13 protein-coding genes are annotated in these 10,000 nt (G+C 63.1%); 4 read left to right on the plus strand and 9 right to left on the minus strand.

Translation table 11 applies throughout. The features are described from left to right. The 3 genes from LDL37_RS04030 to LDL37_RS04040 form a co-directional block, all read right to left on the minus strand. Positions 1-885 (minus strand): retroviral-like aspartic protease family protein (locus LDL37_RS04030; RefSeq protein WP_290794716.1); only part of this gene is annotated, 885 nt, incomplete at its 3' end. A gap of 80 nt (positions 886-965) precedes the next feature. Beyond that, positions 966-1,766: a response regulator gene (locus tag LDL37_RS04035; RefSeq protein WP_290794719.1), complete on the minus strand. Its 801-nt coding sequence runs from the start codon at positions 1,764-1,766 to the stop codon at positions 966-968. 197 nt (positions 1,767-1,963) lie between these two features. Beyond that, positions 1,964-3,253, minus strand: coding sequence for an adenylosuccinate synthase (locus LDL37_RS04040; protein WP_290794722.1), 1,290 nt, complete (start codon positions 3,251-3,253; stop codon positions 1,964-1,966). Between the two features lie 230 nt (positions 3,254-3,483). Between LDL37_RS04040 and LDL37_RS04045 the strand changes: the two genes are divergently transcribed. Next, complete coding sequence (locus LDL37_RS04045) at positions 3,484-3,756, plus strand: hypothetical protein (protein WP_126419678.1); 273 nt, start codon at positions 3,484-3,486, stop codon at positions 3,754-3,756. A 4-nt stretch (positions 3,757-3,760) separates the two neighbouring features. Here the strand turns inward: LDL37_RS04045 and LDL37_RS04050 are convergent, their stop codons facing one another. Continuing rightward, positions 3,761-4,963, minus strand: coding sequence for a phosphoserine transaminase (locus LDL37_RS04050; protein WP_290794727.1), 1,203 nt, complete (start codon positions 4,961-4,963; stop codon positions 3,761-3,763). A gap of 219 nt (positions 4,964-5,182) precedes the next feature. On the opposite strand from LDL37_RS04050, the gene LDL37_RS04055 reads away from it, so the two are divergent. Further along, the gene (locus tag LDL37_RS04055; RefSeq protein WP_290794730.1) at positions 5,183-5,584 is read left to right on the plus strand and encodes a hypothetical protein; all 402 of its coding nucleotides are present in this window, start codon (positions 5,183-5,185) and stop codon (positions 5,582-5,584) included. 121 nt (positions 5,585-5,705) lie between these two features. Here the strand turns inward: LDL37_RS04055 and thiD are convergent, their stop codons facing one another. Beyond that, positions 5,706-6,485 carry a bifunctional hydroxymethylpyrimidine kinase/phosphomethylpyrimidine kinase gene (gene thiD, locus LDL37_RS04060; protein WP_290794733.1) on the minus strand — a complete coding sequence of 260 codons (780 nt, stop codon included), beginning with the start codon at positions 6,483-6,485 and terminating at the stop codon, positions 5,706-5,708. Between the two features lie 77 nt (positions 6,486-6,562). Here thiD and LDL37_RS04065 point away from each other — a divergent pair, with 77 nt between their 5' ends. Beyond that, the gene (locus LDL37_RS04065) at positions 6,563-6,802 is read left to right on the plus strand and encodes a DUF1653 domain-containing protein (RefSeq protein ID WP_290794736.1); all 240 of its coding nucleotides are present in this window, start codon (positions 6,563-6,565) and stop codon (positions 6,800-6,802) included. Positions 6,803-6,804: 2 nt separating this feature from the next. Beyond that, complete coding sequence (locus LDL37_RS04070) at positions 6,805-7,167, plus strand: hypothetical protein (RefSeq protein ID WP_290794739.1); 363 nt, start codon at positions 6,805-6,807, stop codon at positions 7,165-7,167. Here LDL37_RS04070 and LDL37_RS04075 read toward each other — a convergent pair whose 3' ends face one another. From LDL37_RS04075 to LDL37_RS04090, 4 genes are all read right to left on the minus strand, one after another. Next, the gene (locus LDL37_RS04075) at positions 7,168-7,518 is read right to left on the minus strand and encodes a hypothetical protein (RefSeq protein ID WP_290794742.1); all 351 of its coding nucleotides are present in this window, start codon (positions 7,516-7,518) and stop codon (positions 7,168-7,170) included. It lies immediately after the preceding gene. A 181-nt stretch (positions 7,519-7,699) separates the two neighbouring features. Continuing rightward, positions 7,700-8,479, minus strand: coding sequence for a dihydropteroate synthase (gene folP, locus LDL37_RS04080; RefSeq protein WP_290794751.1), 780 nt, complete (start codon positions 8,477-8,479; stop codon positions 7,700-7,702). A gap of 65 nt (positions 8,480-8,544) precedes the next feature. Next, positions 8,545-9,450, minus strand: coding sequence for a UDP-N-acetylmuramate dehydrogenase (gene murB / locus LDL37_RS04085; protein WP_290794745.1), 906 nt, complete (start codon positions 9,448-9,450; stop codon positions 8,545-8,547). Further along, on the minus strand, positions 9,447-10,000 hold a 554-nt coding region (locus LDL37_RS04090; RefSeq protein ID WP_290794748.1), incomplete at its 5' end, for a cyanophycin synthetase. The genes LDL37_RS04090 and murB, both read right to left, overlap by 4 nt.

Here is a 10,000-nt window from a genome sequence, read left to right on the forward strand (position 1 = left end):
GCGTTGCGCCGTAAAGGCCAGCACGAACCCGCTGAGGAAGGGGGCACCGACAATGCCTTCGGCGCGGTCGCCCTCTTCTCCGAAGGCCGCGCGGTCATGCGGGTCCCCCAGCGCGACGAGCAGGCGCGGAACGGCTATGCCGCCGATTTGCAAATCCCTGACCTCTACGTGGCGCACCTTCACCTGCTGCCCATTGACCCCGGTCAGGGCGCTTTCGTTCAGCAGCGGATACGTCTCCCATAAGCCGTGTTTGCGCACAAAATCACCGCGGATATACAGCGGGCGGCTGGCCCCGGTATCGAGCAGACAATCCAGCTCATGCCCGGCAAAGCGCAGACGAATATGCACCTTGTCTGCACCGCCGGTGATGTCGCGCTTGTAATAGCTGTCGAGCGGCGCAAAGCCCTCCAGCGGCATATCGCCCCCCAAATAGTAGCGAATCTCGCCCCCCGTCTGATCCAGCTGGCACGGCAGGCGCGTCAGCAGGTCCGCCGACAAAAGCCCATCATATTCAGCGGCTTCAAACCCCTTGGAAGCAAACACTTCCCAGTCGTGCAACCCCAACTGCCCGCCGACGGTGACGTCCGAGACTATGTAGCGCGTCGTGTATTCGGTGCCCTTGAGACTGCGGTTGCGCCCCTGCCCGGCGACGGCCAGCCCCAGTTCCGAGGCCAGACTGGCGCGGATGACGGTGTGGCTGGCCCCAGTATCGAGAATGAAACGATAGGGCCCCTTACCGTTCAGTGTCACCTCAACAATCGGCTTTTTGGAAGACGAGAGGGTGAGCGGCACGCGGATGATCTTCGCTTGCGAGGCGGCGCGGCCGGCCCAAAGTCCCAGACCCGCCGCCGCTGAGCCCGCGCAAAGATGGCGACGTGTAAACATGGTCTTCCCCCTCTTATGGTTTAGGGGAAGCTAGGCCATGCCATGCGCAAAAGCAATCAGGATCAAGCGGTGCAGATCAATCAGGCCGCGTTCGACGGGTGACGGTCTTCGATCTTCATAAAAGCCGCCAGGCTGAGGACGGCGGGGCGAATCTGTTTCAGGTCCGGCCATTCCTCGCGCAACTGGGTCAGAATGGTGCGCACATCGTTGTGGAAGCTCTGGCTGGCGATCGTCTTGCACGCCGGGACCAGCACCTCAAGCTGTGCGTACATGGCACGGCGCGCCTGAAGCGGGTCGCTATTATATTGCTCAAAGGCCGCTTTGAGGATGCGCACCGCCTGTTCGATCTGGGCGGTCTTCTGGTCCTTATTGTCGGCAGCGCGTTTGCGCGGACCGTTATAGTCGCCGGAGTTGAAGCGGCGGCGGTCCGGACCGACATAGCCCACGGCCTCGATCCACGGACGCGCCTTCAGCGCCACGTGTTCTACGCGCTTTTGCAGGTCGCCCCAGGTAAAGGGCTTGCGCATAAACTCATCGGCACCCGAATCGCGGATGTCGTTGAGCAGGCTCATGGTGATTTCAGGCGCGATGGTGATGATCGGCGACTTGCGACACGAGGCGTTGGAGCGGCGCAGGCCTTTGGTAAAGGCGAGCGCATCGCACTCCGGCGCCTGATGCGAACAGACGATCAGGGTGTAGAGAAGACCGGGGGCCTTATCGAGCGCCTCTTCGTGATCGCGATAGTGGATGATCTGCTCGGCCCCCAACATGCGCAGCATGTCCGAGAGCATCCGCGCATAGTTCGGGTTCGCCTCAACCAGCAGAACCAGTTTGAGGGTCGCTCTGAGCTTTTGTGCCGTGGCTGGATTTTGACCGTACACGCCTTGCCTCTTGGTGTTTGGACGACACTTTAAGGTAGAGGAGTAAATACCGGATTTACGGCAGTGCAAAATAACGATTGCAGAGATGTAGCCCGATACCTCGCTGCACGCAGACCGATCTCAGTCCGCAAAAGGGTCTCGCATAAGGATCGTATCTTCCCGCGATTTTCTAATTTCCGGAGGCCACCACTCGACCGTCAGTCCGCAAACGGGTCCCGCATGAGAATGGTGTCCTCTCGCTCTGGACTCGTGGACAGAAGCGCCACCGGCGCCCCGATCAGTTCCTCAATGCGGCGGACATATTTCACGGCATTGCCGGGCAGGTCCTTCCACGAACGCGCGCCCTGCGTCGATTCCGACCAGCCTTCCAGTTCTTCATAGACCGGCTCGATACCGGCCTGCGCCTTGAAGCCCGCCGGCAGGTAGTCGAGCACCTTGTCGCCGACCTTATAGCCGACGCAGATTTTCAGCGTCTCAATGCCGTCCAGCACGTCGAGCTTGGTCAGGGCCACGCCGTCGATACCGTTGATGGCGATGGATTGCCGCGCCAGCACCGCGTCCAGCCAGCCGCAGCGGCGCGCCCGGCCCGTGACGGTGCCGAACTCATGGCCAACGCGCGAGATGCGCTCACCGATGTCATCGAACAGCTCGGTCGGGAACGGCCCTGACCCGACGCGGGTCGTATAGGCCTTGAGGATACCCAGCACATAGCCAACGCTGCGCGGCCCCATGCCCGAACCGGCGGCGGCCTGACCGGCGACCGTGTTGGACGAGGTGACGAACGGATAGGTGCCGTGGTCGATGTCGAGCAGCGCGCCCTGCGCCCCTTCGAACAGGATGCGCTTACCTTCCGACTTCGCCTTGTCCAGCACGTACCAGACGGGCTTGGCGAAGGCGAGCAGACGCGGCGCAATGGCCTTCAGCTCGGCGATCAGGGCCGCCGTATCGACCTCGGCCAGACCCAGACCCTTGCGCAGGGCATTGTGGTGGGTCAACAGACGCTCGATCTTGGCATCCAGACCATCAAAATCTTCGAGGTCGGCGACGCGGATGGCGCGACGCCCCACCTTGTCCTCATAGGCCGGGCCGATGCCGCGGCCCGTGGTGCCGATCTTGCCCGCGCCGGCGGCGGCTTCGCGCGCCGTATCGAGTTCGCGGTGGATGGGCAGGATCAGGCAGGCATTGTCGGCCAGCACCAGCAGGTCGGGCGTGATGCTCAGCCCTTGTGCCTCGACGCGGCCCATTTCATCAAACAGCGCCCACGGATCGACGACCACGCCGTTACCGATGACCGACAGCTTGCCCTGCACGACGCCGGACGGCAGCAGGGACAGCTTATACACCTTGCCATCGACCACCAGGGTGTGACCGGCATTGTGACCGCCCTGAAAGCGCACCACCACATCGGCGCGATTGGACAGCCAGTCCACCAGCTTGCCCTTGCCTTCGTCGCCCCACTGGGCGCCCACAACGGTCACATTGGCCAAGTTCTTACTCCGCAGCAAAACGCCGCCGGAGAGGATTTCGTCCGGGTGCGTTACATTCAAAATTCAGGCGGTTGCAGCCTATAAACTTAAAGTTCGGGCTTGGTAACCCGTAAAATGAGGCGAACGCCGGTTATTCCCCACTCCCCGCCGCCGCAACGCCATATGTCAAGGTTGCTTGACTAAATCGCCGCCTTGTGTCAAGCTCCCTTGACACGGAGAGGATTCACACCATGTGGACATTTTTGACGATCGTGGCGGGGGTGTTTGTCACCATTGGTCTGGGCGGCCTGATCTGGGGGGTGACCGGGCGCACAGAGGCCCGGCGCAAGCAAGGACTGCGGATGTTGCAAACCGGCATGGCGGCCGGGGGAACCTGTCTGCTGCTAAAGGGCTTCTCCGGCGACACAGAGAGCATTATCTATGGCGCGGTGCTGCTGGTCTTCGGCACGGCCGTCACCGGCATTGGCCCGAAGGCCGACAAGGGCGGCAAGCCGGAAGCCTGAGCGGTCAGGCGGCGACCAGCCCCAGTTCGGCCACGGCCGCTGCATAGGCCCATTCCAGCCACGGCAGCAGGGCCTCGACGTCCTCGGCCTCGACCGTACAGCCGCACCAGACGCGCAGGCCCGGAGGGGCCGCGCGATAGCCGGTGATGTCAAACGCCACGCCTTCCAGCTCCAGCAAGCTGCCGACGCGCGCCGCCAGTTTCGCCTGCGCCTCAGCGGGCAGGGCCTGAATGGCCGGATCAACGAATTTGAGGCACACCGAGGTAGTCGAGCGCGTCGCCTTATCCACCGCCACGAAGTCGATCCACGGCGTCTTTTCCACCCAGTCGAACAGGGCCCCAGCCGCCTCATTGCAGCGCTGGATCAGGCCGTCGAGCCCACCCTCGCGTTGCGCCCAGCGCAGAGCGTCGAGATAGTCTTCGATGACCAGAAACGAGAAGGTGTTGATGGCGTCACCGCCCAGAATGGCCGCGTCCGCTGCATTCCCTTTTTTCAGGCGCAGCACCTTGGGGATGGCGCGGCCCGAATCGAAGCTGTTGAGGCGTTCGACCGCCTTGGGCGACAGGATCAGCACGCCGATCCCGGCTTCCCCACCCAGCGCCTTCTGGAAGGAGAAGGTGGCAACATCTAGCTTGTCCCATGGCAGGTCCATGCAGAAGGCCGCCGAGGTGGCATCACACAGCACCAGCCCGCTGTCGGCAGCCGCATGACCATTCAGAAAGTCGCTGTTGGGCACCCGCACACCGGAGGTCGTGCCGTTCCACGGAAAGACCAGATCGGCCTGCGGGTCGATCCGGGTCAGGTCCGGCAGCTCTCCATAGGGGGCCGACAGCACTTCGGCATCGAGTTTGAGGTGTTTGGTGGCGTCATCGGCCCACAACTGACCGAAGTTTTCAAAGGCCAGAAGCTGGACCTTGCGCGCCCCCAAAAGGTTCCACATGGCGGCCTCAAACGCCCCGGTGTCGGAGCCCGGCACCATGAACACCTGATAGTCGGCGGGGATTCGCAGAATCTCGCGCGTCATGTCGAGCGCCTGACGAATACGACCCACCGTCACCTTTGAACGGTTGGAGCGCCCCACCGGTGCACCCGACAGGGCTTCGGGCGTCCAGCCGGGACGCTTGGCCGTCGGGCCCGACGAAAACCACGGACGTTCGGGAATGGTGGCAGGTTTGGCGCTCATGGTCAGGCCTTCATTTTCGGTCATTATCTCTCCGGCCGGCGCGCCGGGCGATCTACGCAAACAGGCGGCTTTTGCGGCCAAATCCGCCCAAGTGCAAGCGGAAATCGACGGCGCAAACCCTGAACCGAAAATGAACCGCACCGTTCAGGTTCGGTTCGAGTGGCGGCTTTTATAAAGGTCTCAACGCTGATCCACAGCGTCACACCTGACCCCAAAGACCTGACGACCAAAGGAGAATGCCAGATGACCAAGCTCAAGACCATTGCCGCCGCAGCCGTTGCCATTGCCGGCCTGACCGCCATCACCCCCGCCTTCGCGGCCGGCCAGTACGACCGCTATGACCGTTATGACCGTTACGATCGCCGCGAAGATGTCCGTGACTACCGCGACAACCGCGTCGATGCGCGTATCGACCGCCTCGAAGACCGCCTCGACATGGGCCGCCGTTCGGGGCGCCTGACGCGCAGCGAATTCGGTCGCCTCAGCAGCGAACTGAACGGTATCGAACGCCTGTCCTATCAGTATGAGCGTTCGGGCCGCGGCATCGACCGTCAGGAAATGGCCAATCTCAGCTACCGTCTGGACCGCTTTGAACAAAAGCTCCACTGGGAGCGTAACGACCGCGACACCGCCTGGCGTCGCTAAACACTTTGGGCGGGGCGCTTAAACCGCTCCGCCTGAAGGTCGGGGGCAGCCGGGAACACTGCCCCCTCAAGGATGCGTCCCCTTCTGTCCCCCCATACCCTGAGGGGACGCATCTGACCGCTCAAAGCACCCAGTTGTGCCTGAGCGGACCATGCCCACCACCCAGATTCGGTGCGGTGATAATCGCCCCCATCACGTAGTCGCGCGCCAGTTCAACGCTGTCACCCAGAGAGCGATCCGGCCCCGCCAGCACGGCGCAGGCGCTGGCCAGGGTGCAGCCCGTGCCGTGCGTATGCCGCGTCTCGATGCGTTCGGACACATAGCGCCGCGCATCGTCTGCCCACAGCAGCCAATCGACCACTTCGGGGCCGTCAATGTGTCCCCCCTTCATCAGCACGGCCTTGGCGCCCATGTTCAGCAGCGCCTCACCAGCGCGTTGCTGAGAGGCTTCGTCCACCACCTCGATACCGGTCAGAACCGCCGCCTCCGGCGCGTTGGGGGTGAGCAGCCCTGCGCGCGGGATCAGCAGCGTGCGGATGGCGTCAATCGCCTCATCGGGCAATAGCGGGTGCCCGCCCTTGGCCACCATCACCGGATCGACCACCGCAAACACCCCCGCCTTATCGAGCAGGGCCGCCACGGTTTCGACCACTGAGGTCGTTCCCAGCATCCCGGTCTTCACCGCATCGGCTCCGATATCGTTCAGGCAGGCTTCGGCCTGCGCCGTGATCAGGGCTTCCGGCACCGGCATCACATCGGTGACGCCCAGCGTGTTCTGCACGGTCAGGGCGGTAATCGCCGTCATGGCATAGCCACCCAGGCAGGTCACGGCCTTCAGATCGGCCTGAATCCCCGCCCCGCCCGACGGGTCCGAACCGGCAATGATCAGTACGCGACGCATGGAGACCTCCGTGAGATAGATACCTTTCCTTAATCTGCGCGCCCGGCTAAGGAAAGCGCGCAACGCAAGGATCTGCCATGACCCGCCCGATCACCGACTACCCCAGCGCCATCGCCACCGGCCTGTACCGCCACTACAAGGGCAAGGATTACGTGGTGTACGGCAGCGTGACCCACTCCGAAACGGAGGAGGTGCTGGTGCTCTATGCCCCCGTCATTCAGGCCGATCCGGCGCGTTTGTGGGTGCGGCCTTTGGCCATGTTCAGCGAATCGGTCGATAGTGACGGTGAGATCGTGCCGCGATTTCGTAAGCTGTGACCATGAACGAAAACACCAACGACTCCCGCTGGAACGAACTGGTCCCCGAAGCCTTTGCCGAGGCCTCGGACCCGATGGTGCGCGTTCTGCTGGGCAAGATGCTGGTCGTGCGCCTCAATCAGATCGGCACCCATGACGAGCTGCTGAGCTTTGAGCTGATCGGCGGGCGCGTTATCCGCGCCAATCGCAAGGAAGGGCTGGTCCTGTCATTGGTGGGGACACGTCAGGGCGAAGACTTTTTCCTGCCTCTGGTGCCCGAAGCCTATCTGATGCTGGATCCGGGCGATTACGCCCTGACCTGCGGCACGGTGATCCGCAATCCGGACTTCAGCGCCGCCTTCGATATCTATGCGCAGATAAATTGATCAGCGAAACCGCGAGGCGATAAAGTCCGCGTCATAGCCCCCGGCCTGCGCCAGAGCCGCCACGCTCAGGGCGATCACACCCAGCGCGGCCACCGGCAGGACGATAGCGACGATCCATTGGAACAGGCTGCGGCTCTGCTGCGCGATGACGGCCGGCGGCACGGTGTCTTCGGCAGAGGCCCACTCATAGGCAGGCACCTCCATCTCCACCGGCCCCGTCAGGATGTGCGGGCCGGGTGTCTCGACCTCGACCTCCTGCGGCGCATGACTGAACTTCAGATTACGCTTTTGCCGATCCGGCAACACGGTCTTGCTGAACTGAGGCTTTTTCGTCAGGACCCGCTTCATCATAATTCTACCGATTTTCCCCTGCGCGCACCTATCCCGCAGCGCACGCTGAAAGGTTAACACCGGACCCGGAGGGGCTGTAAAGCCGTTTCACGCCGCTTGGGCCGCCTTTTTTGCACGAAAGGGGCGGAGTGTTACATTTCAAAGACATAGGACCGTTGCAGGCGTAACCGGAGTTCGCCTCTCAGGCGAGAGCCGCCCACACTCTTAACGCCTGACGCATCTCGGCCACATCGTGCACGCGCACCATACGCGCGCCGTTTTGCACCGCATAGAGGTGGATGGCCAGGGTGCCGCCGATACGCCGGGTGGCATCGGACGCAGGCGCACCGTCGCGTTCTTCCAGCGCGGCGATAAAGCGTTTGCGCGAGGCCGCCATCAGCAACGGAAAGCCATGCGACGCCAGACGCGGCGTGGCGCGGATCAGGCTCAGATTGTGGTCCAGCGTCTTGCCGAATCCGATACCGGGATCGAGCCAGATGTTTTCGTGCGCCACACCCGCCGCAATCGCCGCCTCGGCGCGGGCGAGCAGATAGGTTTCGACCTCCGCCACCACATCGTCATAGTGCGGCGAAGCCTGCATGGTGCGCGGCTCGCCCTGCATGTGCATCAGGATGACCTGCCCTTGCAGTTCGGCGGCGGTCGCCAGACTGTCGCGGCTGTGGCTGAGCGCCGTTACGTCGTTCCATATCGTCGCCCCGGCAGCAAAGGCGGCGCGCGCCACGTCGGGTTTCAGCGTGTCGATGCTGAGCGGACCGGACCACCGGGCGCGTAAGCCCTCGATGACCGGCACGACGCGGGCGATTTCTTCGGCGGCGGATACCGGCTCGGCCCCCGGTCGCGTGGACTCACCGCCGATATCGAGCACATCGGCCCCTTCGGCGATCAGGCGCAGGCCCTGCGCCACGGGATCATAGGCCCCGCCATCGGAAAACGAGTCCGGCGTGGCATTGATAACGCCCATGATAAGAGGAAAAGTGGCCAATCTGATCTCCCCCCTCCCCGTCGCGGCGCGACAGGGAGGAGATATTAACGACGCCCGATGCGCTTGATTTCCCAGTGCAGGTCGATGCCGAACTTGTCCTTGACCTCAGCGCGCACCGTATCGCCTAAGCCTTCGAGGTCGGCTGCCGTGGCGTTGTCGGCATTGATCATGAAGTTGGAATGCAACTCAGAGAACTTGGCGCCGCCAAAGCGCTTACCGCGCCAGCCCGCCTCATCGACCAGCTTCCACGCCGAATGGCCTTCCGGATTTTTGAAGGTCGAACCGCCGGTCTTTTCGCGGATCGGCTGAGACGTTTCCCGGCGCGCGGTGATGGCGTCCATGCGCTCGGTGATGGCCGCCGGGTCATCAGGCGTGCCCTGAAACACCGCCTGTATCCAGACAATATCCGGACTGATGTCCGAGTGGCGATAGCTGAAGCCAAAGTCTTCGTTAGTGAAGGTTCGCATCTCACCCGTGCGGTCATAGCCCCAGGCCGAAACCAGAATATCCTTGGTTTCGCGGCCATAACACCCGGCATTCATCGTCAGAGCGCCGCCAATGGTGCCGGGAATGCCCGCATAAAACTCAAGCCCTGCCAGACCGGCCTTGGCCGCGGCCCGCGCCACGGCGCTGTCGAGCGCGCCGGGCCCCGCAATGATCAGATTGTTTTCTATGTCTATCTGAATGTCAGAGAAGGCCTTACCGGCAAGGCGAATGACGACGCCTTCGATTCCGCCGTCGCGCACAATCAGATTGGACCCCACGCCGATATAGGTGACAGGCACAGACGGGTCCAACTGACGCAGGAAATCGCTCAGGTCGTCCGGATCAGCAGGGATGTATAACACATCCGCCGGGCCGCCGACGCGGAACCACGTAAACGGGGCCAGTTCGGCCTGCTTTACGATCTTGCCGCGCACGGCAGGGAGAGTGTCGGTCCAATCGCTCACGCAGTGGCTCCTTCCAACTGCGCCGGAAGCGCGTAGGCCCATTGCGTGATGTCGCCCGCCCCCAGGCAGACGACCAGATCCCCGGCCTTCGCCTCAGCGGCCACAAGGCCTGCCAGCGCCGCCGGGCCGTCAAGGCCCACAGCATTACGGTGGCCGTGACGGTGCAGGGCTTCGACCAGCGCGTCCTTGTTGACGCCCTCGATCGGCGCTTCACCCGCCGAATAGACATCGGCGACGATGACCTTGTCGGCGTCGTGGAAACAGGTCGAAAACTCGGTCATCAGATCGCGCAGACGGGTGTAGCGGTGCGGCTGCACCACGGCGATGACCTTGCCCTGCGTCACCTGACGCGCGGCCTTGAGCACGGCAGCGATTTCGACCGGGTGGTGGCCGTAATCGTCGATGATGCGCACGCCGTTGACGATGCCCGTGGTGGTGAAGCGGCGCTTGACGCCACCGAACGCACCCAGCCCCTTGCGTACATCGGCCTCAGAGACGCCCAGTTCGCGGGCGATGGCGATGGCCGCCGTGGCGTTCGACACATTATGGT

The sequence above is a fragment of the Asticcacaulis sp. genome (assembly GCF_020217185.1).
GTDB lineage: Bacteria > Pseudomonadota > Alphaproteobacteria > Caulobacterales > Caulobacteraceae > Asticcacaulis.

Excerpts from the sequence above, each read along its gene's own strand:
- LDL37_RS04065 (WP_290794736.1), top strand. The coding sequence starts at position 6,563 with ATGACCCGCCCGATCACCGACTACCCCAGCGCCATCGCCACCGGCCTG.
- LDL37_RS04055 (WP_290794730.1), top strand. The coding sequence starts at position 5,183 with ATGACCAAGCTCAAGACCATTGCCGCCGCAGCCGTTGCCATTGCCGGC.
- LDL37_RS04075 (WP_290794742.1), bottom strand. The coding sequence starts at position 7,518 with ATGATGAAGCGGGTCCTGACGAAAAAGCCTCAGTTCAGCAAGACCGTG.
- folP (WP_290794751.1), bottom strand. The coding sequence starts at position 8,479 with ATGGGCGTTATCAATGCCACGCCGGACTCGTTTTCCGATGGCGGGGCC.
- thiD (WP_290794733.1), bottom strand. The coding sequence starts at position 6,485 with ATGCGTCGCGTACTGATCATTGCCGGTTCGGACCCGTCGGGCGGGGCG.
- LDL37_RS04045 (WP_126419678.1), top strand. The coding sequence starts at position 3,484 with ATGTGGACATTTTTGACGATCGTGGCGGGGGTGTTTGTCACCATTGGT.
- LDL37_RS04070 (WP_290794739.1), top strand. The coding sequence starts at position 6,805 with ATGAACGAAAACACCAACGACTCCCGCTGGAACGAACTGGTCCCCGAA.
- LDL37_RS04050 (WP_290794727.1), bottom strand. The coding sequence starts at position 4,963 with ATGACCGAAAATGAAGGCCTGACCATGAGCGCCAAACCTGCCACCATT.